At 33.6% G+C, this 21847-nt stretch carries 27 protein-coding genes and 1 pseudogene; 16 read left to right on the plus strand and 12 right to left on the minus strand.

Annotation, left to right across the window (positions count from 1 at the left end; all coding sequences use genetic code 11):
* Positions 1-23: 23 nt before the first annotated feature.
* A complete protein-coding gene (locus tag AB3210_RS05880) occupies positions 24-1400 on the minus strand; it encodes a UDP-N-acetylmuramoyl-tripeptide--D-alanyl-D-alanine ligase (protein WP_019078639.1) in 1377 nt (458 codons plus the stop codon).
* Positions 1401-1584: 184 nt separating this feature from the next.
* Between AB3210_RS05880 and AB3210_RS05885 the strand changes: the two genes are divergently transcribed.
* The 7 genes from AB3210_RS05885 to mdh are packed head-to-tail and all read left to right on the plus strand — an operon-like array spanning position 1585 to position 5372.
* Positions 1585-2319 carry a hypothetical protein gene (locus tag AB3210_RS05885; protein WP_007302253.1) on the plus strand — a complete coding sequence of 245 codons (735 nt, stop codon included), beginning with the start codon at positions 1585-1587 and terminating at the stop codon, positions 2317-2319.
* Between the two features lie 3 nt (positions 2320-2322).
* Complete coding sequence (locus AB3210_RS05890; protein ID WP_019236871.1) at positions 2323-2607, plus strand: hypothetical protein; 285 nt, start codon at positions 2323-2325, stop codon at positions 2605-2607.
* A 6-nt stretch (positions 2608-2613) separates the two neighbouring features.
* Entirely contained in the window at positions 2614-2982 is a 369-nt protein-coding gene (locus AB3210_RS05895) for an HIT domain-containing protein (protein WP_006014413.1), read from the plus strand.
* A 17-nt stretch (positions 2983-2999) separates the two neighbouring features.
* Positions 3000-3353, plus strand: a complete 354-nt coding sequence (locus tag AB3210_RS05900; RefSeq protein ID WP_012481929.1) for an NADH-quinone oxidoreductase subunit A — start codon at positions 3000-3002, stop codon at positions 3351-3353.
* Positions 3344-3847: a NuoB/complex I 20 kDa subunit family protein gene (locus AB3210_RS05905; RefSeq protein ID WP_007302257.1), complete on the plus strand. Its 504-nt coding sequence runs from the start codon at positions 3344-3346 to the stop codon at positions 3845-3847. The genes AB3210_RS05900 and AB3210_RS05905 overlap by 10 nt, the downstream gene beginning before the upstream one ends.
* 1 nt (position 3848) lies before the next feature.
* Positions 3849-4424: an NADH-quinone oxidoreductase subunit C gene (locus tag AB3210_RS05910; protein WP_007302258.1), complete on the plus strand. Its 576-nt coding sequence runs from the start codon at positions 3849-3851 to the stop codon at positions 4422-4424.
* 3 nt (positions 4425-4427) lie between these two features.
* The gene (gene mdh / locus AB3210_RS05915) at positions 4428-5372 is read left to right on the plus strand and encodes a malate dehydrogenase (protein WP_007302259.1); all 945 of its coding nucleotides are present in this window, start codon (positions 4428-4430) and stop codon (positions 5370-5372) included.
* Positions 5373-5377: 5 nt separating this feature from the next.
* On the opposite strand, the gene AB3210_RS05920 is transcribed toward mdh, so the two are convergent.
* Genes AB3210_RS05920 through AB3210_RS05930 form a run of 3 tightly spaced genes read right to left on the minus strand, consistent with a single transcriptional unit; the run spans position 5378 to position 7236 of the window.
* The gene (locus AB3210_RS05920) at positions 5378-6166 is read right to left on the minus strand and encodes a TatD family hydrolase (protein ID WP_007302260.1); all 789 of its coding nucleotides are present in this window, start codon (positions 6164-6166) and stop codon (positions 5378-5380) included.
* Entirely contained in the window at positions 6156-6644 is a 489-nt protein-coding gene (locus tag AB3210_RS05925; protein ID WP_007302261.1) for an RNA pyrophosphohydrolase, read from the minus strand. The genes AB3210_RS05920 and AB3210_RS05925 overlap by 11 nt, the downstream gene beginning before the upstream one ends.
* Entirely contained in the window at positions 6637-7236 is a 600-nt protein-coding gene (locus AB3210_RS05930; RefSeq protein ID WP_052264674.1) for an AAA family ATPase, read from the minus strand. Before AB3210_RS05930 ends, AB3210_RS05925 begins: the two co-directional genes overlap by 8 nt.
* A 128-nt stretch (positions 7237-7364) precedes the next feature.
* Between AB3210_RS05930 and rsfS the strand changes: the two genes are divergently transcribed.
* Both rsfS and tyrS read left to right on the plus strand, forming a co-directional pair.
* Entirely contained in the window at positions 7365-7682 is a 318-nt protein-coding gene (rsfS, locus tag AB3210_RS05935) for a ribosome silencing factor (RefSeq protein ID WP_007302263.1), read from the plus strand.
* A 228-nt stretch (positions 7683-7910) separates the two neighbouring features.
* Positions 7911-9173 carry a tyrosine--tRNA ligase gene (gene tyrS / locus AB3210_RS05940; protein WP_052264675.1) on the plus strand — a complete coding sequence of 421 codons (1263 nt, stop codon included), beginning with the start codon at positions 7911-7913 and terminating at the stop codon, positions 9171-9173.
* A 102-nt stretch (positions 9174-9275) separates the two neighbouring features.
* Here tyrS and AB3210_RS05945 read toward each other — a convergent pair whose 3' ends face one another.
* On the minus strand, positions 9276-10028 hold the full coding sequence (locus AB3210_RS05945; RefSeq protein ID WP_007302265.1) for an ankyrin repeat domain-containing protein: 753 nt from the start codon (positions 10026-10028) through the stop codon (positions 9276-9278).
* Between the two features lie 509 nt (positions 10029-10537).
* On the opposite strand from AB3210_RS05945, the pseudogene AB3210_RS05950 reads away from it, so the two are divergent.
* Positions 10538-10918, plus strand: a pseudogene (locus tag AB3210_RS05950) (IS4 family transposase); the annotation flags it as partial.
* Positions 10919-10997: 79 nt separating this feature from the next.
* Here the strand turns inward: AB3210_RS05950 and AB3210_RS05955 are convergent.
* Positions 10998-11549 (minus strand): hypothetical protein, encoded by a 552-nt coding sequence (locus AB3210_RS05955; protein ID WP_052264676.1) that lies wholly within the window; start codon positions 11547-11549, stop codon positions 10998-11000.
* Between the two features lie 389 nt (positions 11550-11938).
* Here AB3210_RS05955 and AB3210_RS05960 point away from each other — a divergent pair, with 389 nt between their 5' ends.
* Complete coding sequence (locus AB3210_RS05960; protein ID WP_019236868.1) at positions 11939-12958, plus strand: Mrp/NBP35 family ATP-binding protein; 1020 nt, start codon at positions 11939-11941, stop codon at positions 12956-12958.
* Positions 12959-13548: 590 nt separating this feature from the next.
* On the opposite strand, the gene AB3210_RS05970 is transcribed toward AB3210_RS05960, so the two are convergent.
* Both AB3210_RS05970 and AB3210_RS05975 read right to left on the minus strand, forming a co-directional pair.
* Entirely contained in the window at positions 13549-14100 is a 552-nt protein-coding gene (locus AB3210_RS05970; protein WP_012481934.1) for a DNA-3-methyladenine glycosylase, read from the minus strand.
* A 60-nt stretch (positions 14101-14160) separates the two neighbouring features.
* Positions 14161-15150 (minus strand): hypothetical protein, encoded by a 990-nt coding sequence (locus AB3210_RS05975; protein ID WP_052264677.1) that lies wholly within the window; start codon positions 15148-15150, stop codon positions 14161-14163.
* Positions 15151-15307: 157 nt separating this feature from the next.
* Here AB3210_RS05975 and mraY point away from each other — a divergent pair, with 157 nt between their 5' ends.
* Positions 15308-16288 (plus strand): phospho-N-acetylmuramoyl-pentapeptide-transferase, encoded by a 981-nt coding sequence (mraY, locus tag AB3210_RS05980; protein ID WP_052264679.1) that lies wholly within the window; start codon positions 15308-15310, stop codon positions 16286-16288.
* Positions 16289-16293: 5 nt separating this feature from the next.
* On the plus strand, positions 16294-16887 hold the full coding sequence (locus tag AB3210_RS05985; RefSeq protein ID WP_007302272.1) for a ribonuclease HII: 594 nt from the start codon (positions 16294-16296) through the stop codon (positions 16885-16887).
* Positions 16888-16894: 7 nt separating this feature from the next.
* On the opposite strand, the gene virB9 is transcribed toward AB3210_RS05985, so the two are convergent.
* From virB9 to AB3210_RS06000, 3 genes are all read right to left on the minus strand, one after another.
* Complete coding sequence (virB9, locus tag AB3210_RS05990; protein ID WP_007302273.1) at positions 16895-17680, minus strand: P-type conjugative transfer protein VirB9; 786 nt, start codon at positions 17678-17680, stop codon at positions 16895-16897.
* A gap of 328 nt (positions 17681-18008) precedes the next feature.
* On the minus strand, positions 18009-18374 hold the full coding sequence (locus AB3210_RS05995; protein ID WP_125855783.1) for a histidine phosphotransferase family protein: 366 nt from the start codon (positions 18372-18374) through the stop codon (positions 18009-18011).
* Complete coding sequence (locus tag AB3210_RS06000; protein ID WP_012481935.1) at positions 18359-18634, minus strand: hypothetical protein; 276 nt, start codon at positions 18632-18634, stop codon at positions 18359-18361. The genes AB3210_RS05995 and AB3210_RS06000 overlap by 16 nt, the downstream gene beginning before the upstream one ends.
* 137 nt (positions 18635-18771) lie before the next feature.
* Here AB3210_RS06000 and purM point away from each other — a divergent pair, with 137 nt between their 5' ends.
* Positions 18772-19809 (plus strand): phosphoribosylformylglycinamidine cyclo-ligase, encoded by a 1038-nt coding sequence (purM, locus tag AB3210_RS06005; RefSeq protein WP_019236866.1) that lies wholly within the window; start codon positions 18772-18774, stop codon positions 19807-19809.
* Here purM and purC read toward each other — a convergent pair.
* Positions 19806-20528 carry a phosphoribosylaminoimidazolesuccinocarboxamide synthase gene (gene purC / locus AB3210_RS06010; RefSeq protein ID WP_052264678.1) on the minus strand — a complete coding sequence of 241 codons (723 nt, stop codon included), beginning with the start codon at positions 20526-20528 and terminating at the stop codon, positions 19806-19808. The genes purM and purC overlap by 4 nt on opposite strands.
* Positions 20529-20593: 65 nt before the next feature.
* Here purC and trmD point away from each other — a divergent pair, with 65 nt between their 5' ends.
* Positions 20594-21292, plus strand: coding sequence for a tRNA (guanosine(37)-N1)-methyltransferase TrmD (gene trmD / locus AB3210_RS06015; protein WP_096097154.1), 699 nt, complete (start codon positions 20594-20596; stop codon positions 21290-21292).
* On the plus strand, positions 21289-21666 hold the full coding sequence (gene rplS / locus AB3210_RS06020) for a 50S ribosomal protein L19 (protein WP_007302278.1): 378 nt from the start codon (positions 21289-21291) through the stop codon (positions 21664-21666). Before trmD ends, rplS begins: the two co-directional genes overlap by 4 nt.
* Positions 21667-21847 lie beyond the last annotated feature (181 nt).

Here is a 21847-nt window from a genome sequence, read left to right on the forward strand (position 1 = left end):
TTAAATTAATACAATAGTTTTATTTAATATTCTATTGTGAATTCCTGCACTATAAGGTCCATTCTCATTCCATGAGAACCTTTAACTAAAATTACATCATTACCTTGAACAATATTAGCTAAATTACTTTTCAATTGGTTAGAATCATCGAAATGCATGCCTTTTATATTCTCCGGTAAAAGTTTATTCAATTCTAACATAAATTTACCAACTGTATGAACTTTATTCACATTTTGTTCTACTATAGAGTCAAGCAATTCTGTATGAAATACTATGCTTTCATTACCAAGTCCTAACATATCGCCAAGTAGTGCCACTTTTCTTAAATTAGAATATGTACCTAAAGTTCTTATTGCAGCCTTCATTGAAGTAGGGTTAGCATTATAGGAGTCGTTAATCAAATGTACTAATTTTCCATTGTATTTAGCTTGATGAACATTACCTCTACCTTCTGTTACAGTAAAATTCTCAAGTGCTAGTGGTAATTTAGATAAATCAAGTTCGAGACTTTGCAAAACTGCTGTAACAACTAATGCAGAGTATGCAAAATGTTCGCCTTTTACAGGTAAATTACAGTTCATAATTTGACCACTGTTCAGTTTGATTTTTAAATTTAGACCGTTATCGTCTCTTATTAGTTCTAACAAACAAACAGTAGCACTTTCATTCTTACCAAAGCTTACTACATTTCTGTTAGCATTTGATAAGAGATAATCATAATGTTCATTATCCTTATTCAAAACCAAAGTACCATTATTTTTCATACCATGTAGAATTTCTAATTTCGCTTGCGCAATATCAAGTAGAGATGAAAAGTTTTCAACATGCGCAGGTTCAATGTTGGTAATAACTGCAATATCCGGATTGCTAATCTTCGATAACTCTTTTATTTCACCAGCTCTACTCATTCCTATTTCAAGGATTAAATACTGGCAGTCTTCTGGCGCTTTTAGAATCGTAAAAGGCAATCCTATATTATTATTCAAGTTACCTTCATTTACATGAGATACTCCATAATGCAACAAAACAGTGTTAAGCATATCTTTTGTAGTGGTTTTCCCAACACTACCTGTAATTGTGATAACTTTAGCATTAACAAGAATATTTCTAATGTAATATGATGCCATATTATGCAAAGCTTTTAGAGTATCTTGCACAATAATTAGAGGAAAATTTCTATATTTATCTTCGCTTACTACCGCAGCAACAGCTCCTTTTAAAAATGCTTCATGTAGAAAATCATGCCCATCAAATTTCTTTCCCTTGAGAGCAATAAATAAATCACCTTTTTTTATGCTTCTTGTATCCGTTGAAATATTTGAGCTATACACCGAATTACAAACACCCTCCCCTCTTCCGCCAGTAGCATCTATAATATTATTTGCGTTCCATTTTAACATAATTTATCTTTAAAGGTAATTTGAACAAGAAAAGCAGCAAAAATACTACATACTTTGGTAATGTACAAATAATGATTGCTATTTCTATAATTTCATCTTATAATAGATATACAAGCTTAAATATTTTCGTCTATAATTGAGTGTGTTTTACTATCTGATTGTAGAAAGTGACTTGGAGGTATGTATGGCAAAAGATGAGTCAAATAAAAAGTCTATTTTGGCTAAGATAAAAGGCGTGTTTTTTCTTGTGCCTAAAGCACTTATTTATCCTATGAAGAAACCGTTTGCTTCAATTGATGAAATGAAGCATGATGCTAAAGTTTCATTAAAAAACGCTGTGAGTGATTTGCCTAAAGAAGAAGAGAAATATGACCCACCTATAAAAACCACAGAAGCTAGTAAGTACCTCGGCATACAAATAACAAAACAAGAAAAAGGTAAGGTAAGTTTTTTAGCGTCAAGAACTTTAACGGGGGATATACCTTACTTGAGTCCAGAGAAATTAGATGAAATAAGGGAAGATCTGCCCAATATAACTATTTTTAGAGAAGAAAACAAAATTGTAATTGAAGTTGATGTTGAAAAAATTATCCAAGAAATAAAAGATAAAAATCTAGGTATGGATGAAAAAGTAATGAAAAAGTACGCTCTTGAAGGAATTTATAATAAGATTGATTGTGATCTTAAAAATTTGGCAAAAATTACTGGTGGAGAGTTTAAAGTTCACACAGATCGGAAATTGCTGTATGGTATTGCAGAAAAGTTGTATAGTGGATATGATAGTAAAAAGCAGAAGTCACAGGAAGTTGTAAGGCCTATGGATAAAGAAAAGTCATCAGAGAAAATTTTAAATAATTGGCAAAAAGCTATTAAACAAGATTTTGAAAGTTGCGAAAGCATAAGAGGTAGGGGGAAATAAATTATGGAGAGTGTTATGAAAGAAGTTCAAATAGAGGAAAGGTATCATAGCCTAACTGTTCCTGGAGATATGTATCATTTACAACCAGAAGTTATTGCTGCAAGAAGGGCAAATAGAATAGAAACTTTTTCAAAAAGACACCAAATGGACTATGGGTCAATTTTGCGTGGACAAGATATACAGCTAAAAGACGACGTTTCAAGTCTTGAAGATGCTTCTAGCGAAGCAGCAATAAGCCCACCTTCTACACCAAATCATAAGCAAAATAGAAGAGGACCAGGAATTTAATAAAGTATGGGTAGTACAGCTTATGATGACACTAATATCTTTGCTAAGATATTAAGAGGTGAGTTGTCTTATGAGGAAATACATAAAAATGAAAATGTGCTGGCTTTTCGTGATAAGTATCCTGATGCACCAGTTCATATTCTAGTTATACCAAAAGCTCAATACGTTTCATACGATGATTTTGTTCTGAAAGCTTCCGAAGAGGAAATAGTAAGTTTTTTTAAAACTGTTAGAGAAATAGCACATAAATATAACTTAGAAAAAACAGGATATAGATTAGTTACTAATCACGGTAAAGATGGAGAGCAAGTTATACCGCACTTTCACATACATATTTTAGGTGGTAAAAGATTAGGAAAGCATGTAAATTCATAGTGTTATATGTTTTTTAAATGAGTGAATATTTAACCATATTAATTTTTATCTGTGTATCAATTGTAGTATCCTTTACTTTAGGTGTATTACCTATGTTTCTTGCAGTCAGTAACCCAGATGGTGAAAAGCTTTCTACATATGAGTGTGGCTTTAATCCTTTATCAAGAGCCAGAAAAAGTTTCGACATAAAATTTTACTTAGTTGCAATATTGTTCATAATATTCGATTTAGAAATTGCTTTTCTTTTCCCTTGGGCCGTTTCTTTATCTAAAATAAGCTATTGCGGATTTTGGTCTATGATGATATTCCTTGCAATACTTACTATAGGCTTTCTTTATGAGTGGTGTAAAGGTGCGTTGGAATGGGAATAAATTTATCTAATGGCGACTGGAATCGTTACAAAAAAGAAGGTTTTCTTATCACTAAATTTGGCGATTTAATAGATTATATAATGAACTGGGCAAGGTCTGGTTCATTGTGGCCAATGACATTTGGTCTTGCATGTTGCGCAGTAGAGATGATGCACACTGCATCCAGTCGTTATGATCTTGATAGATATGGCATAATCTTTCGTGCAAGCCCAAGGCAAGCAGATGTTATGATTGTTGCTGGCACGTTAACTAATAAAATGGCAGCAGCATTGCGTAAAGTTTATGATCAAATGGCAGATCCCAAATACGTCGTCTCTATGGGAAGTTGTGCAAATGGCGGTGGCTATTATCATTATTCTTACTCAGTAGTCCGTGGTTGCGATAGAATTGTGCCAGTTGATGTGTATGTTCCTGGATGCCCTCCAACTGCTGAGGCGTTGCTATATGGAATGCTATGTCTACAAAATAAAATAAAACGAACTAAAAATATATAGCATGGATAAAACTGCAAAATACATACAAAAAAAGACTAAATGTGAATGTATTCAGAAAAATGATGGCACTATTGTAATATATTCAGCTTTGAATGACATTGAAAATCACTTACTCTTTCTACGTGATGATGAAAAGTGTAGGCTTGAATTATTAGTTGACGTTTTTGGAGTTGATTACCCAGATAGAGAAAAACGTTTCGAGCTAATATACAATTTGCTCAGCGTTGTACACAATATCAGAGTGCACATAAAGCTTCAGTTATGTGAAGGTGATATACCTCTAAGTGTAGCAAAGATATTTAACGCAGCTTCGTGGTTTGAGCGTGAAGTATTTGATATGTATGGAATAGAGTTTTCTGATCACCCAGATTTACGTAGGATTTTAACGGATTATGGATTCAAAGGTCATCCAATGTTAAAAGATTTTCCTCTCACTGGCTACGAGGAAGTAAGATACGATATAGAGGCAAAAAAGGTTGTATATAATCCTATAGACTTACCACAAGATTTTCGTATGTTTGACAGCTTATCCCCTTGGGAAGTTAGTAAAGCCACAAAAGTAAATATAAAGGAGTAGAAAATGACAGCACAAAGAAAAAAAATATCTTTGATTGGTGCAGGAAATATCGGTGGGACTCTTGCCCATATGATTGCACTAAGAGAGCTAGGAGATGTTATTTTGCTTGATGTAAGCGATGGAATACCACAAGGTAAAGCACTTGACATTACAGAATCATCTCCTATTGATCGATCTAATGTCAATATTACTGGTACAAATAGGTATGAAGATATAAAAAACTCTGACGCAATTATAATAACTGCTGGCATTGCCAGAAAACCTGGAATGAGCAGAGATGACCTTCTGCAAACTAATGCTGCAGTAATGAAAGAGGTTGGGGAAAATATTAAAAAACATTCTCCAAACGCATTTGTAATAGTGGTTACCAATCCTTTAGATGCTATGGTTTCAGTAGTATACAAATCTTCAAGCCTGCCAACTAATATGATTGTTGGTATGGCAGGAGTGCTTGACTCTGCTCGTTTTCGTTATTTTCTTGCAAGTGAGTTAAATATTTCTGTCGAAGATGTATCTGCTTTTGTGCTTGGAGGACATGGTGACACTATGGTACCACTAATCAATTATGCTTCAATTGCTGGCATTCCACTTACCCAAATCATTGAGATGGGTGTGATTACGCGAGGAAAAGTTGATGAAATAGTTGAGCGCACTCGTAATGGTGGAAAAGAAATAGTTGATCTACTTAAATCTGGATCTGCATACTATGCTCCTGCATCTTCAGCCATAAGCATGCTAGAATCATACTTAAAAGATAAAAGGCGTATATTACCATGCGCTGCTTATCTTAATGGTGAATATGGTGTGAAAGACTTATTCATTGGTGTTCCTACTATTATTGGCAAAAATGGAGTTGAGAAAGTTCTAGAAGTTAAAATGAACGATAGTGAACAAGAGATGTTTTATAAATCTGTAAGTGCAGTAAAAGAGCTCTGTCAGCTAAATTAATTGCCCTATAGAATTTCTTTGAGCTCAAGCTTCGAAAACAGTCTAAAAAAATTATTTGTAGTTATTTTTGCTACTTCTTCTGGCGATTCATTCCATAATTTCGCTAAACAATTCACAACGTATTTCACCATTGCTGGTTCATTTTTTTTTCCTCTGTAAGGCTCAGGTGACAGGTAAGGTGCATCAGTTTCAACTAAAACACGCTCACGTGGCACATTTTGTGCAATTTCTCTTAGTAAGTTCGCATTTTTAAAAGTAATAATTCCAGAAAATGAAATGTATAATCCCAAGTCCATAGCCTTATAAGCAAGCTCTTTAGAAGAAGCAAAGCAATGCATTACTCCACTAAAAGCGTCCTTCTTCATTTCTGAATTTAACATATCAATCATCTCACTATCAGCACTTCTAGTGTGAATAACTAAAGGTAATCCTGTTACTTTTGCCGCTTCTATGTGTGATGCAAAACTTTTTTTTTGATTGCTTTTGTTATCAGATTTATAAAAATCTAATCCGGTTTCACCGATACTAATTACCTTTTTGCCCTTAGTAAATTCAATCAATTCATCAGCATTTATACACTCACCTTTTTCCACAGTAGTATCAAGCGGATGTATACCAACGGAGCAGTAGACTTGATCATAGGATGAAGAGATTTTTAATAATTTAGGGATATCATTAATGCTTATACATATGTTATGCAAAATTCTCACACCATTTTGCTCTGCTCTTGAAATTACCTTTGGTATTTCATCATCAGAAAAATAAATTAGATGACAATGAGAATCAACTATCATAAATAGATCCTTTTATGATAGAAGAAAACTCTTCTATCACTTTTTTATAAACTTCTTTTTTGAACGGTATAGCACTGGCTACCAAATCATCCACATTTTGCCAACGCCACTCTTTGAACTCTGGATGATCAGTATAGTTAATATTAATATCCTTATCCTTCCCACAAAATTTCATTAAGAACCACCTTTGCTTTTGGCCAGAATATCTCCCATTCCAGCATATCGGTATAACTTCCTCGGGTAAGTTGTAATATATCCACTCTTTATTTTGAGCCACAACTTCTGCTTCATCAGTACCAACTTCCTCCAATAGCTCACGTAGCGCTGCCTGCTCTAGCTCTTCACCTTCATCAACTCCTCCTTGTGGCATCTGCCAATAAGAGTCACTATCAAAACGTTTTCCAATAAAAATATTTCCCTGTTTGTTAAATAACATTATGCCAACACAAGGGCGATACTCTTTCTCCTCACTAATCACAAATACTCTCTGTTGCTAAATTATCTATCATAGAAGTTCCAACTACTTTTTTACTATTCATTTTTTCAACAATTTTTTTTGCAACTTCTTTTGCGCTTAAGTTTGAGCTATCAATTTCAAGTGAACCTTGAGGGACAAATAGTTTCTTTCCTTTAATTCTTCTCATAGCAAAATCTGAATCAGTAATTTTTCTCTCCTGCTCTCTTTCCTTTAATTGAACGCGCTTTACTAGTTCTCCACTATTACAATATAACACCACAGGGAGAATCTCCACGTTCATTTTTTTACTTAAATTCACCACTGAGTTGTATACTTTTTGATCATAGGAATCACCTTTTATCAATTCGTTTGTAAATATATAATGCTTTGATTCTATATGGTATTTTTCCAATATTGCTAACATATTCTCTCTAATCACAAAAATTTTTTCCCATATTTCACTTGTAACCTCAGCATTTCTGAAGTCAATCATATCAAATATAATATTATTAAACAGGTTATTGTCTACTATCACCCCATCAATAATATTACACAGCTCTTTTGCAATCGTAAGTTTGCCACTACCCGGAAATCCGATTAAGTAAATGATCATACCATCAGAAAACTATCATATATTACAAATATATGTATTATAAACGTTACACTAGAAACATATCAAAAATAGTTCATATTCAGAAATTTTGAGTGTATCATTACAGATAAATTATATAATTTAGAATAATGAATGGTGATACAGAATCAATAAAAAATACAATTGTAGATGTAATAGATCAAAACAAAGGTCAAGATATAGTTACTTTTGATGTACAGAATAAAACTGTCATTGCAAAATATATGATCATTGCATCCGGTGATTCGAGCCGCCATGTAAAAGCATTAGCTGAGCACGTGATGAAAAATCTCAAGCAATATGATAAAATAGATGTAGAAGGTATGGATGAAGGTAACTGGGTGATTGTGAATTTTCAAGGTATAATGGTTCACCTATTCAGGCCAGAAGTAAGAGAATATTATAAGATAGAAGAGTTATGGAATTGATTATCCAGGTAGCTGGTATACACTTTCAAATGTTGTAATTTTGAAGGCAACCCTTATGAAGTTGGTGGTGTCATTCCAGTGCTTGACGCTGGAATCTAGAAAACTTAATCATAAACGAGCACACTATACAACATTTTTGATGAAATTTCATAATAAACTGGATTCCAGCGTCAAGCACTGGAATGACACCATCGTTAACAACACCGTTTACACACAAAATAACATATTATGAAACATAAATCCGAGTTTTTAAACTTCATTCAAGAAAGAGGATACCTATATCAATGTACAAACATTGATAGGTTAGACCAGCTATTATCACAAGATAATTATATAATTGCATACATTGGGTTTGATTGTACGGCACCAAGTTTGCATATTGGCAGTCTCATTCAAATCATGATGCTCCGTCACCTACAAAAATTCGGTTATAAGCCAATAGTTCTACTTGGAGGTGGCACAACAAAAATTGGTGACCCATCTGGTAAAGACAAAGCAAGAAGCGTCTTGCCGATAGAAGATATCAATCAAAATATACTTGGTATAAAGAAAACCCTCGAGAAGATGATATCTTTCGATTATGGAAAAACTGGTGCAATCATAGTAAACAACGCAGATTGGTTAGATAACATAAAATATATAGACTTTTTGCGTGATATAGGGACACATTTTTCTGTAAATCGCATGTTAGGCTTTGATAGTGTGAAAATTAGGCTAGATAGGGAGCAAAATCTAAGCTTTCTCGAGTTTAATTACATGTTGTTACAAGCCTATGATTTTGTCGAGTTGAATAAAAAGTATGGCTGTCGTTTCCAGATTGGAGGGTCAGACCAATGGGGAAATATAGTAAACGGAATTGAACTTAGCAAAAAGTTAAATTTACCTGAGCTGTTTGGTCTTACCACACCTCTTTTATTAAACGCACAAGGAAAAAAGATGGGCAAAACTGAAAGTGGGGCAGTATGGCTTGATGGCAGCATGCTAAATTCTTATGATTACTGGCAATATTTTCGCAATGTTGATGATCAAGATGTTGGTCGTTTCTTGAGACTTTTCACTGATTTACCAACTGATGAAATTAAAAAACTAGAGTCCTTGAAGGATCAAGAAACAAACGAAGCAAAAAAGGTTTTGGCAACAGAAGTGACGAAAATATGTCACGGTTGCAAAGAAGCCGAACTTGCACGATCTGCTGCAATCTCTGCTTTTGAAAATGAAGACAGTTCATTGCTTTCTGGTTACACTATTACAAAAGAACAAATTGCAAATGGTATACCCTTGATAGACCTGCTGTATGACACCGGTTTTGAACCTTCAAAAGGTGCGGCAAAGCGTTTAATACAAGGCAATGGATGCAAAGTTAATGATAATACTATAAACGATGTTAACTATACAATAAACTCTGAAAGCTTTAAAGGTCAGCCATTTATAAAATTATCTGCAGGAAAGAAACGACATATTAAAATTTTAGTGAGTGAAGTAAGAAAGTAAATTTGTCTCTGTTCAGCAGAATAGCAAAATAAGGTAGCCAAGAAAAGACAATTATAGGAACAAATGGATATCATTAAAGCAGCTGACACTGTGGCAGAATCGCTAGGCAACCCTACTATCGCTAGCAGTTTCTTGCTGTCGATTTGCTGAGATTGGTTTATCAACTTGAGTGTCAGGCTTTGACAATTTATATATAGCATTGCCAACTATTAATGCTGTTGCTGTAATTGCAACTACTGCTATAACTATAGGTATTAACTCAGCTGTAATTGCTCCGGCTGTAAAAAGTGCTATAGATATAGCAGTACCTAATAATGCAGTTACTCCACCGGCAATCCACCCTTTCTTAATTGCTGGACAATTAAGATAGTATAAAGGAGTCTCTCCCCACATATCTACTGCATTAACATTGACACCTCTTTCCACAAGAGCATCTATTATGGCCATACTGCGAAATAAAGCAGCATAGTGTAAAGGAGTCCTTCTCCATATATTTATTGCATTAACATCTGCACCTTTTTCTATGAGAGCGTTTGCTATGTTTATACTATCAAGATAAGTAGTATTATGTAAAGGAGTATCTCCTTTTACATCTTTTTCATTAACATTTGCCCTTTTTTCCATGAGAGCCTTCGCTATATTTTCTAGGTTAAAGGAAGCCACCAAGTGCAAAAGAGTCGCTTTTTCACCATCTTTAAACACATAATTTATATCAAAGCCAGACTTTTCCCACTCTTCATATTCCTTTGAATATCTTTTCAGCTCATTTTGTATTTTTTCAATTACGTTATCTTTGCTTAAATCTTTGTCAACATTAACTAAACTCAATAATTCGTGCCAATTTGAAATTTCCATTGCTATAACCTTACCTTTAATTTTCAATAATGTATTTAATTATATGATAAGAAGTCAATTTAAATAAATTACACATACATGGAACTTATCAGATAAATATATAATATGAACTAGATTCCAGCGGGCTTTGTTGCATCACTATCTATGAAAGGCTAACTATACAAGCAGCTTATTGAAAATCTTATTTTTTGCAATCTATCTGATTAAATTTAAGAATAGTAATTTATTGTTTGTACTAGTAAATTTAATTCTACTTAAAATAGCTAAAGCATTGAAATTCTTGAATTCTAGCTAGATTAGTGAATGATAGTAAAACTTCTTTTACTTAAATTTAGATATTTACTGATTGTCCTTACTATAAATGCTAGAATAATAAGCTACTGATATTCTACATTTTATCTTTTATTCATCGTAGATAGCGATGCAACAAAGCCCAATAGCGTCAACTTAAGAAAAGATGTTAAGGAATAAAATACTGTAAAAAATAGGACCTTTGGTTTCTATTTTATTTCAATAAAGAAGATATCAGTAAAGCTTATCTATTAAGTGTCACATAGAGGAGTGCTATAAACGACTCAAAGTAGAAGCAGAATTAGAGAATTTTTCTGGGATAAATTTAGAAACAAGAATTTTGTGCAAACTTGGTCATGTGCAATACTTCATATGTGTAATGCACAAGAGCCTTGGAACCCAGATCAAATTGCTGAGTATCGTTTAAATTTTTCAGTTTTATTTGGTGTAATGAGACAGAAACTTTATCAGGTGCTTATTAGCACCAAAAAACTTTCAAGCCCTTTTTAAAATACGCACTAAAGTTAACGTGAAGATTGTATAGCCGCAATAAAGTAGATAAGCCTAAACGCCATAATGTCTTTAGGAGAGCTTGCTAATTCATTCTCTTAAGTTAACGCCATTGCCTGAACAGATACATAAAAAAGTAGTACTTGCAAGAAAGAGTTACTTAAGAAATTAATTAACTTTGCTATTTTCTCTAACATACCTAGAAGAAATAGATACATTATCTAATGCAGTCCTAATACTAGCATTGTTCTCATTAACAACTACAGCTAGCTCACAAGCATTCAAAGTATATCTACCATATGGAAACAGTACAGTACTTACTTCAGTAAATGCATCTTGTAGCATGCTACTATTTTTAGCTCGTATTAAAGTAGAATTGACACATTCATTATTACCTTTATATATAGCAAAGGCAAATGGTTTAATGACATACGTCACGCCTGGAAACTGCACAATATCTTTAGAAGTAAAGATATTTCGTAGTGTATCACTGTTTTGAACTCGTATTAAAATAGAATTGATACATTCGTTATTGCCTTTATATATAGCAAAGTTAAGTGGCGTTAAAGTACACGCTATAATACTTAAATACTGTACAATATTTCTAGAAGAAAGAATATCTTGTAATATACCATTTTCTTGGGCTGTTGTTAAAATAACATTAATATACCTTCCCTTATTATGATGTATGGCAAAGCCAAGCGATGTTAAGGTGTACATCAAACCATTTTGATAGTTTATAATATTTGGAGCAGTAAGAATATCTTGTAGTATACCATTGTTTTGAGCTTGTTCTAAATAGAATTAACACATTCATTATTGTCTCTATGTATAGCTAGGCTAAGTAGTGTTAAAGTGCGTTCCCCACCTCTTGGAAATTGTGTAGTATATCAAGTGATAAGAACTTTAGTAAATCATTTCCTGAAACTGCTTCCAAGATATCGCTGATGCTCCTTCCATTCCATATAGATCTTTTTAGCTAAAAATACAAATCTTTTTGTTTTCGTGTTAAATTTTGATGATTTAGCATATTCTTGTAACCTCGTTTTAAAGTCAGTGCAGTTTAATTATTCTATGTTAGTATACACCAATAGAAAAAATTTCATCATATGTTCTGGAAAAATTTTACACAGGTTAATGAGGAAATCGTAAGAGAGAGCCTAAAAAAGGTTATAGAGAAGAAAAGTGGTAAGAATGTTGGTGTAGTATCCTCAATTGTTATTAAGGGTAAAGATGTTGCTTTTGCTCTTGAAGTTACTGAGCCAAATGAAGAATTAAGAAAAAATTGTGAGCAAGCTGTTAAGGCGATACCGGGAGTAGGAAAGGTTACTGTAGTTGCTACTGGTCAAAAACAAGCTAGGCAACAAAAAGCTAAACTTCATATCGAAGGAGTGAAAAATATAATTGTCGTTGCTTCCGGTAAAGGAGGTGTGGGTAAGTCGACAGTTGCACTAAATCTAGCTCTTTCGTTAGCAGAATTAAAACATAAAGTTGCGCTAGTTGATGCAGATATATATGGTCCTTCGATTCCTAAAATGTTGGGCACTGAGAAATTAAAACCAGAAATACAGAGTGGTAAAGCAATGCCTATAGAGAAACATGGTCTCTATACTATTTCAATTGGCTATTTTATTGATAAGGACCGCGCAGTAATATGGCGTGGACCTATGATCACAAAAGCACTTTACAATTTGCTAATGGGAACAAGGTGGTCTGATATAGAATATTTAATCATTGATACACCGCCTGGCACTGGCGATGTACATTTAAGTCTGATGGAGAATTTTAGTTTAACTGGAGCAATAATAGTTTCAACTCCACAGGAGCTTGCTTTAATCGATGCACAAAAAATTTATGATATGTTCACAAAGCTCAGCGTGCCAATTATCGGCATTGTGGAAAATATGAGCTATTTTGTTCAAGATAATTCAAAAATACACATATTTGGAAAAGGTGGTGCAAAAAAAATGTCTGAAGAGCTGGGAGTCAAACTCTTGAGCAGAGTTCCTCTAGATCCGCAAATATGTAGTGCTTCTGATTGTGGAAATCCTTCAATACTAAGTGAGGATTTAGTAAGGATTTATGAAGGCATTGCTAAAGATGTTAGGTCTTTTGTATGCAGTCTATAAAGTTTTTTTAAACTACTTTTAAAATAGGTAGAATGTAATTTTAGGTGAATAAAATATTTCAAATGGCAGCAGCTACCTCGTATCTGAACAGACAATAGACTTCTTGGATAACTTAAGAAACAAGTAGTAGAAGCAATATTAGGGAAGGTATAAATTTTGAGCAGATAAGTAAACTTGATGAAGAGAAGCTTCGAAGACTAAGAGGAGTAAAAAGAAAAACATTGGAAAAATAATAGAAATTTTAATAGAGGAAGAGGCCAAGAAAAAGGCAAGAGGAGGAAAACCAAATATATTTATTAATAGCACTCGAATATTTGTGTAAATACCGTACATATTTCCATATAGTGCAAAGCTATGAAATAAGTGAAAGTTCTTGCTAACGGCTGAATAGAAGATGCATTGATAAAACATCCAGATTTCAGGAAGATAAAGAGCTATTAAAGTTAAATAGGAGTATGCAAAAGTTTTATAAAAAGGGAATGTTCAACTCCCCCATAGAAGATCAAAAAATATCCTTAGGTTATCCAAGAAGTCTATTGTTGGTAAACATAAAAGGCTATTTGCCTTTTTATCTAGTTTATGCAGGAGGTCTAATATTTATTGTTGAGTGTGATTTTAGGCATGTCTGCTAAAACGCAACTTTTAAATCGCCAAAATTTCTCCTTGCCTTTACTAATTCCGATTCTTGGAGTGCACACATAATCTGGTTTGAGGTGATATTCATAGAGACAAAATTCATGACTTATAGTAAGGTCTTGTTTATTATGTTCTTTTGTAATGTTTAATTTTTTGCACAGTATGCCTGGCCCGCCTAAATTTGCTTCAAGCGGTTCAGTGAGCTTTAATCCTCGTATTAACACTGCTGCTGGGAATCCTTCTGCTTCTGTTACAATATTTAGACAATAGTACATTCCATATATAAAATATACGTACGAAAACCCTGGCGTACCAAACATTACTGAGGTTCGATTAGTATAGCCTCTTGCTGCATGACAAGCTGGGTCATCCATTCCTATATACGCTTCAACTTCAGTTATTATTCCACTAAAATTAGAAAATTTCAGCATCTTGCCTAGCAGCTCCCCAGCTACGGTTAAAGTTGGCCGTTCATAGAAATTTCTTGGTAATATTGTGTTATTCATCATAGAAGTACAAGTTACTTACATTTGCAAGCAACTCATACTATTTTCGCTTTTCCTTATTTAGATAAGAGGATACCTACATCTCTGAGAAGTAGAAGTTGGTGTTGTTGTCACATTTGTTACATCTGTTGAAGGCTGCTGTAAAACCTTGACTGATTCAGAGCTCTTTTGTTGCAATTGCGGTACTAACGCTTCATATAAAGATTTTGGTTCACGTCTCTTACCTATTTTGACTTCTTTATTTGCACGCAACTGCTCTGCAGTAACACCGTTGCCTTCAAGGAGAGTTACACCATTATTACCATCAATGTTAACTTTAATTTTGCATTCTCTTCCATCAACATACCACTTTAAAGTCATTTCATATAACCCACTAATTATTTCATAAACTCTTTCCTCATTATCACTATCATTATTAATATAGCAACATGCCCCTCTCTTTTTTTCTTGATTAGGATGACAAAATGTAATTGTTCTTACACCATACTCTTTACATATACTACCGCCTAGAAGTTTAGCTATATCTACTCCTTCTTTATTGGCATGTAGCACAACTCTCACGGTGGGGTAAACAATATTACCTTCCCTTTTGCCTTCTTTTATCATTATGGACTCTATGGTATATACCTTCGATATCTCTGCCTTAATTTGGTCAGCAATCTTGCCTACAATCTCTTTACCATGATAGTGAGATTCTCCTTTCTTCGGAGAAAAAGGTTCTTTGTTTGTAGTATTAGTGTCTGGATCATTCTGTAACTTAAAGAATTTATCCAATTCTTCATCACTGTCTAATTTAATATATTCACGCTTGTTCTTGCCTGATACTGCATTCTGAATACTAGACGATCCTTCTGTTACAGTTGTACCAGAGCTATTGCCTTTACCTTTTAGAAGAACAAGATGCTCTTCTGACCTTTCTTCCTTACTCAACTTTGAAGCTGCATCACCAAAAGAAGGTTTCTCTACTATATGCATGTAAGAACTTTTAACTCTACTCTCATTATCAGGTACTGTAGTAGCCCACAAAAGCTTTTTAATATAATCTAACATATGCTACCTCTTACCATTAACTAAATATCAGTATGTAAACTTTGCTATAGCTAATCAATAACTAAATTTACTCCAAATAAAATGAGCTGATAAAAAGGTATAAATTGAGATTAGGTAAAGCTTTTGGTATAATATCTAGTTAATTTTGAATAGGCAGGTGATCTCATCTACAAAGACGTTTTTTATCTCATTTATTTTTGGGTTTATTCTCTTTCCCTATTTTATAAAACTTCTAAAAAAGATAAGTAAAGATGGACAACCAATCAGATCATATGGACCAGAAAGTCATTTAATAACAAAAAAGAATATACCACCTATGGGTGGAATAATAATACTAACTTCTGCTTTATTACCAATCCTGCTTTGGACTCAATTAACACCAGAAATTTCATTGCTGGTATTTATAACTCTATTTTTTGCTCTACTTGGATTTATTGATGACTATTTAAAATTGAAGACAAATCACCACCGAGGTTTAAGTGCAAAAACCAAAATACTTATTCAGTTTGTCGTTACTCTGGTCTGTATGTTTATACTTAAGCTACAATCTGCTGAAGGTTTTACAAAAATTTCTCTATTTAGAGAAGTAGCAATCGACCTTGGCTATCTATATCTTCCGTTTGCTGCATTTGTAATTGTCGGCTCTTCTAATGCTGTGAATCTTACAGATGGCCTAGATGGCCTTGCTGCAACTCAAGCCATTACTTCCTTTGCTTTTTTGGGGCTAATTGCATACATCACTCAGACAGATGTAAACATTACTTTATTCTGCATTGCATTTATAGGAGCTATTTTAAGTTTCTTGTGGTTTAACACACATCCAGCAAAAATATTTATGGGTGATGTTGGAAGCCTATCAATCGGTGCAGCTTTAGGACTCACTAGTGTTCTAATTAAAAAAGAAATGCTTTTTGCCGTTATTGGAATAATCTTTGTAATAGAGACTTTATCTGTGATTATTCAGGTATCATATTTTAAATATACAAAATTTAGATATGGAGCAGGAAGAAGAATTTTCCTTATGACACCAATACATCATCACTTTGAAAAGAAAGGGTGGTCAGAAAATACAATAGTTATAAAATTTTGGATAATTTCTATCGTTTGTTCGATTTTTGCTTTAACTTTCTTATTATAGGAATTATGAAATATCCAGACTTTTCATTAGAAAATACATTATCAGGAATTATAGCAGGAGTAGATGAAGTAGGAAGAGGTCCGCTTGCCGGTCCAGTGATATCTGCAGCTGTAATATTTACTGATAGAGATACGGTTATTGATGGAATAAACGACTCAAAAAAGCTAACCCCTAAGTGTAGGCAAGTTCTATACGAAAAAATAACGTCTGTTGCAAAATTTGGTATAGGAATGGCAAGCGTAGAAGAAATAAACTCATACAATATTTTGCAAGCAACAAAGCTTTCAATGAAACGTGCGTTGGCAAACTTGAATCTAGAACTAGATTATGTGCTAGTTGATGGTAATCAACCACCTGAAGTAAAATGGCAAGTAAAATCTATAGTGAATGGTGATAGTTTAAGTATATCAATTGCAGCCGCTTCAATCGTTGCAAAAGTTACAAGAGATCGGCTTATGGAAGAATTGCATAATAAACATCCTCAATATAATTGGTATAAAAATAAGGGATATGGAACAAAAGAACACCTCAGCGCTATTGGCCTTCATGGAATTACGAAGCACCATAGAAAGAATTTTGCACCTATAAGAATACTATAGCCTTTAATCACTTACCTTTTTTGAAAGGTATGTTTTCATTAAACAGGCAGACTGTGCTTGATCCGTTTCTTAAGGTAAATACCGAGCTTACTCTTTCAATTATCAGGTAGTCATCAACTGTACGAAAATTTATCAAGGATTCATATCCTGCAGAATCAACCATAAAAACTGCCGGGAAATCAGAGTTTATTTTATTAAATTGTAGATATGTAAATTTTCCGTCATCAAAAACCTTAATTGGTATTATTGATTGACTGCCTTTAACGTGCGAGATGGAATAGTTAAAATTCAAGCCTTTCTTTATAACCTCAATATCACTTATATCAGGGATAGTGGTATGACTAGCTTGCTCTAGAATATCACCGTTACTCGTTGAATAAATTTCATCACTGTTGAACAGTGGATAAAGAAACCTTACTTCATATGCTAACCTTGGATCATCTAGCCCGTTTGCTTCTTCAGCATGAAACTCGAAATAATAAACTCTTTTGTTGGTAATTATAGTTGCATTAGTATCGGCAATATCATCTATAGGCTTAATAAATAATCTATTACCTTGAGGAAGGAGTTGCCAACCGGTTGCATCACCCATTGAAAGACTCTCTATTACCTCCCCTGGCTCAAACAATATGCTGGATTGATAACCATAAAAGCCCGTGTACTTATGTATAGCCTGTGGATTATAATTCATTACCTTTATGTGGTTATCACCAGCTATTGGTCTTGGTTCCTGTTTTGCAAGTGCATAACCACCACAAAAAAATAATAGTGCAACAAAGAGTACCCTAATCATAGTATCAAAATAAACTGATCTTCATTTTATCATTGATAGACATGTACTGCAACTGTTAAGCTATCCCAGTAGTAAGCGACAGAAAATGCAAGCTTCATAATAATTCATTACTGCAGGAAAAAGGGGAGTGTTAAATAAACTGTGTCAAACCTCCATTTTTTGTTTCTATTTTATTTTTACTTCTCGGTTTGACACAGTTTATTTAACACTCCCTGCAAAGAAATTAACTACAGATTTTATGTCTAAGTTACTCCACAAAATTTTTCCTTTCCTTATCCAAGATTCAAATTTATAGTATCGATTCCCTTTTATGAAATATGAAGCCATCTCAAGTTATAGTTAAGCCTATATTCAGTGAATTACTTTCACAAGTGCAATTGATTTTAGTGTTATACTGTTCTAACAGTAAAGAAGTCATATAGATAATAATGTCTTTTGTATCCAAACGAATATCATTTTTTTTTGTTAATTTGCTCACTAATAATGTACTTATTGATTTATGTTCATTTACTACTTTTATAGTGAGTAGTGTTTTATCTTCTGTTTTAGTCAGTAAAATAGACACTAATTCAATTTGTGCCACTGCACTGATTATAGTTATCACCATATTGGAAATTATCTTATTTATTTTTTCAATTAAGTTTTCTGTAGGACATTCACTTACTCTCCACTGAAGCTTTACTTTTTTTTTAATAAATAATTTTCTATATTGGATTTAGTCTTAACAAAGCTGCAATTATCTGATGAATGAGAATACGCTTGCTTCATAACTTTATATTTATATATTAAATCATCGGAGCTTTCTTTAAGCAATGACAATGCTTCGTTTTGCATATTAGGGTTGTTTTCTTCAAGCTCTTCCAATCCACCCACTATTCCTTGCATAGAACTAGCAAAATCATGAAGAATTCGTCCTGATAGGCACTCTGTTATTAACATTATGTTTTTATTCATTGGATAAAAGTATAAATGATTTAAGTTAACCCTATATTGGTAGGCATGTAGTAGTCAATTTAAGAGAAAGTTTCGTTGCGCTTTTTGTGTCAAAGCATTAATGTAGTATTAATAATTATAAGATTTGTGAAGGCGTTATGAATACTTATGCTAAATCTGGAATAGACCTTAAACTATATAATGAACTAATAAAAAAAGTTAAACCTATTATTGAAAAGACTAAAGGAGAAGAAGTAATTAGTGAAGTAGGATCATTTTCCGCATTGTTTGACTTTTCTTCGCTGAGTAAGAAATACGACCATCCAGTACTTGTTTCCTCAACTGATGGAGTGGGCACAAAACTATTAATAGCTCAAGAGGTGAATAAGCATGATACTATAGGTATAGACTTAGTTGCAATGTGTGTAAATGATTTACTTGCACAAGGAGCAACACCTTTATTTTTCCTTGATTACTTTGCAACAGGCGTTTTAAACAAAAACGTTTTATTGTCTGTAATCCAGGGCATTGCAGAAGGGTGCAAGGAATCTAAAATAGCATTAGTTGGTGGAGAAACTGCAGAAATGCCTGGAATGTATGGTAACAATCACTATGACCTTGCAGGGTTTGTGGTTGGTGTTGTTGATCGAAAGCAAATTCTTCCAAATTGTAGTATAATGAAAGCAGGTGACTGTGTAGTTGGTTTAGAATCAAATGGAATTCACTCAAATGGATTTTCTTTGGTGCGCCATATTTTTAAAAGCTTAGGTATAAATTATAATGATATATCTCCATGGAATAATAAATCTTGGGGTGAAATATTACTTAAGCCAACAAAGATATATGTTGATTCTTTGTTGCCTATTATGCCAAAGGTAAAAGGCATTGCGCATATAACAGGTGGCGGGTTAATAGACAATATTCCAAGAATTCTCTCAGGAAATTTATTTGTAGACATAAATATTAATTCTTGGAAATGGCCAGATATATTTTTATGGCTGAAAGAAGAAGGTAAAATAGAAAAGAGAGAAATGTTAAAAACATTTAATTGCGGCATAGGTATAGTACTGATTGTAGATCCCGATAATATGAAGGATGTGGAAAGCCATTTCCAAAAGCGTGGAGAAAAAATTGAGATTATTGGAAAACTTGATGAAGCATGTCAGCCTCCACTTGATAGAGTAGTATTTAGTTAGTCTAACTTTACCGACAGTCTTTTTGCAACTTCTGAGTATGCTTCCTTTAAGTTTCCTAGATTTAAACGGAAAACATCTTTGTCTAGCTTTTTATGAGTATTTTTATCCCATAGCCTACAATTATCAGGGCTGATTTCATCGGCTAAAATGATTTTAGTGCTGTTGTTTATCAATTTGCCAAATTCTAACTTGAGATCAACTAAATATATATTTGCATTTGAAAATAGGTCGACTAAGATTTTGTTGATCTTTAAAGTTGTAGTTTTAACTTCTTCCATTTCTTTATGGGATAACCAACCAAAATATAGTATGTGATTTTCATTCACCATTGGGTCAGCTAGGTCATCATTTTTGTAAAAAAACTCGATTATAGGAGATGTAAGTGCCTCACCTTCTTTGATATTAAAACGTTTGCAAAAGCTGCCAGCTGCAATATTTCTAACCACTACCTCAAGAGGTATTATCTTGAGCTTTTTGACTAGCTGTTCTCTTTCGTTTAGAGCTTTTATAAAGTGCGTGCTAATTCCTGCTTCTTCAAGCTTTTCCATGATAAAAGCACTAACATGATTATTAATTATTCCTTTGCCCTCAATAATTTCATATTTTTCCTTATTGAATGCTGTAACATCATCTTTAAAGTACTGTATAACAGTTGATGAGTCTTCAGTTTCAATAATGACTTTGGCTTTACCTTCGTATATCGTTTTATTCAGTGACATGATTAATTTAGCTGTATACTATAAGATAATATCAAATTGCTGCTTAGTTTACTACAAATTTGCTAATGACGTTTAGTGTTACAATATTAACCATATTTCCAGAAATGTTCCCCGGGTTTTTGAACTATTCTCTTGCCGGAAAAGCGTTGGAAAAAAAAATATGGAATCTTGAAATAGTAAATATTCGTTCTTTTGCTAAAGATAAACATTCAACTGTGGATGATGTTCCATATGGAGGTGGAGCAGGGATGGTTATGCGCCCAGATGTGATTGGTAATGCAGTTGATAATGTGCTTTCTGCTCATAAAAATACTAGATTTATTTATATGACTCCATCTGGTACAAAATTTAATCAGAGAATTGCGAAGGAGTTAACAGAAATTCCTCATGTAACAATATTGTGTGGTCGATTTGAAGGTGTTGACCAAAGAGTAATTGATGTGTATACTCCTTATGAGTTAAGTATTGGAGATTATATACTTTCGGGAGGTGAGCCAGCTGCGATGGTGGTTCTTGATGCATGTATTAGGCTTCTTCCAGGTGTAGTAAATAATTTCGATAGCGTTGCTGAAGAAAGTTTTAGTTATAGTGGTGGTATGCTTGAATATCCTCAATATACTAGACCTGAGCAGTGGAGTAGGTACAAAGTTCCTGAGGTTCTGTTGTCTGGCAATCACAGAAAAATAAGTGATTGGAGAAGGGAACAGTCATATGTTAGAACAAAGGAACGTCGACCTGAATTGTTGAATGGAGATGATAAATGACAAACTTACTTGAAAAATTTAACGAACAACAAATACAAAGGTTAGCCAAAGAGATGCCAGCTTTTTGTCCTGGCGATGATTTGAAGGTCACTTTTAAGGTAGTTGATAGTACGGGTGAGCGTATACAGATATTTGAGGGCGTATGTATATCAAAAAGAAATCGTGGATTACACTCTTCTTTTTCAGTTAGAAAGGTAAGTCATGGAGAAAGTATAGTATCACAATTTTTTGTTTACTCTCCTGCATTAATTTCAGTACAAGTGATGAGAAAGGGAAAGGTCCGTAGAGCAAAATTATATTATCTGTGCAAGCTATTTGGGAAAGCTGCAAGGATCAAAGAACGTACTACTTATGTTAAAAAAAAATCTAAGTAGATACAATAGGGAGTGATGTCAATTGTATCATCTCAAAACTCTCTCTTATTATCCCAGTGTGTGGCGCACAACTGTACTTTCCCTCCTGCTGTGGTGTCATCCCAATGTTTGACACTGGGATCCAGATTCTCCTTTTGGTTTGTGCTTTCATGGAAAATATAAAAATTATTTGCAGGCAAAG

Source organism: Wolbachia endosymbiont (group B) of Scrobipalpa ocellatella, from assembly GCF_964188425.1.
Classification (GTDB): Bacteria; Pseudomonadota; Alphaproteobacteria; order Rickettsiales; family Anaplasmataceae; genus Wolbachia.

Bases quoted from the DNA above. Each gene is read 5' to 3' on its own strand.
- mdh (WP_007302259.1), top strand. From the start codon at position 4,428: ATGACAGCACAAAGAAAAAAAATATCTTTGATTGGTGCAGGAAATATC.
- trmD (WP_096097154.1), top strand. From the start codon at position 20,594: ATGACGTTTAGTGTTACAATATTAACCATATTTCCAGAAATGTTCCCC.
- AB3210_RS05920 (WP_007302260.1), bottom strand. From the start codon at position 6,166: ATGATAGTTGATTCTCATTGTCATCTAATTTATTTTTCTGATGATGAA.
- AB3210_RS05890 (WP_019236871.1), top strand. From the start codon at position 2,323: ATGGAGAGTGTTATGAAAGAAGTTCAAATAGAGGAAAGGTATCATAGC.
- AB3210_RS05970 (WP_012481934.1), bottom strand. From the start codon at position 14,100: ATGAATAACACAATATTACCAAGAAATTTCTATGAACGGCCAACTTTA.
- purM (WP_019236866.1), top strand. From the start codon at position 18,772: ATGAATACTTATGCTAAATCTGGAATAGACCTTAAACTATATAATGAA.
- purC (WP_052264678.1), bottom strand. From the start codon at position 20,528: ATGTCACTGAATAAAACGATATACGAAGGTAAAGCCAAAGTCATTATT.
- tyrS (WP_052264675.1), top strand. From the start codon at position 7,911: ATGAAACATAAATCCGAGTTTTTAAACTTCATTCAAGAAAGAGGATAC.
- virB9 (WP_007302273.1), bottom strand. From the start codon at position 17,680: ATGATTAGGGTACTCTTTGTTGCACTATTATTTTTTTGTGGTGGTTAT.
- AB3210_RS05930 (WP_052264674.1), bottom strand. From the start codon at position 7,236: ATGATCATTTACTTAATCGGATTTCCGGGTAGTGGCAAACTTACGATT.
- AB3210_RS05910 (WP_007302258.1), top strand. From the start codon at position 3,849: ATGGATAAAACTGCAAAATACATACAAAAAAAGACTAAATGTGAATGT.
- rsfS (WP_007302263.1), top strand. From the start codon at position 7,365: ATGAATGGTGATACAGAATCAATAAAAAATACAATTGTAGATGTAATA.
- AB3210_RS06000 (WP_012481935.1), bottom strand. From the start codon at position 18,634: ATGAATAAAAACATAATGTTAATAACAGAGTGCCTATCAGGACGAATT.
- rplS (WP_007302278.1), top strand. From the start codon at position 21,289: ATGACAAACTTACTTGAAAAATTTAACGAACAACAAATACAAAGGTTA.
- AB3210_RS05975 (WP_052264677.1), bottom strand. From the start codon at position 15,150: ATGTTAGATTATATTAAAAAGCTTTTGTGGGCTACTACAGTACCTGAT.
- AB3210_RS05960 (WP_019236868.1), top strand. From the start codon at position 11,939: ATGTTCTGGAAAAATTTTACACAGGTTAATGAGGAAATCGTAAGAGAG.
- AB3210_RS05895 (WP_006014413.1), top strand. From the start codon at position 2,614: ATGGGTAGTACAGCTTATGATGACACTAATATCTTTGCTAAGATATTA.
- AB3210_RS05900 (WP_012481929.1), top strand. From the start codon at position 3,000: ATGAGTGAATATTTAACCATATTAATTTTTATCTGTGTATCAATTGTA.
- AB3210_RS05885 (WP_007302253.1), top strand. From the start codon at position 1,585: ATGGCAAAAGATGAGTCAAATAAAAAGTCTATTTTGGCTAAGATAAAA.
- AB3210_RS05945 (WP_007302265.1), bottom strand. From the start codon at position 10,028: ATGGAAATTTCAAATTGGCACGAATTATTGAGTTTAGTTAATGTTGAC.
- AB3210_RS05905 (WP_007302257.1), top strand. From the start codon at position 3,344: ATGGGAATAAATTTATCTAATGGCGACTGGAATCGTTACAAAAAAGAA.
- AB3210_RS05955 (WP_052264676.1), bottom strand. From the start codon at position 11,549: ATGTACACCTTAACATCGCTTGGCTTTGCCATACATCATAATAAGGGA.
- AB3210_RS05880 (WP_019078639.1), bottom strand. From the start codon at position 1,400: ATGTTAAAATGGAACGCAAATAATATTATAGATGCTACTGGCGGAAGA.
- AB3210_RS05985 (WP_007302272.1), top strand. From the start codon at position 16,294: ATGAAATATCCAGACTTTTCATTAGAAAATACATTATCAGGAATTATA.